Consider the following 231-nt stretch of genomic DNA (forward strand, 5'->3'; position numbering starts at 1 on the left):
AATGTAATCAAGTAACTCTTTGTAACTGTAACCGTCCCCCGTTACGGCAAGCAAAATACCGTAAACATCACCAAAATCGTCTATGACTTGAGGGTCATTTACCCCGGGTGGCAGTTGACCTTTCAAATCATTCACTTTACGTCGAAGTTCATCCCAAATTTGTGGAAGATCATCAGGGCCGTAATTATTCTTCATCGTTACCGTAACCTGAGACAGGCCACGACTAGAGAT

1 protein-coding gene is annotated in these 231 nt (G+C 43.3%); it reads right to left on the reverse strand.

The annotated features are described in order from the left end of the window. Nucleotides 1-231, reverse strand: a 231-nt coding sequence (locus tag AB4653_RS18690; RefSeq protein WP_372104964.1) for a hypothetical protein, incomplete at both ends; no start/stop codon positions are given.

It is taken from the genome of Vibrio sp. 10N.222.48.A3 (assembly GCF_041475345.1).
GTDB lineage: Bacteria > Pseudomonadota > Gammaproteobacteria > Enterobacterales > Vibrionaceae > Vibrio > Vibrio tasmaniensis_A.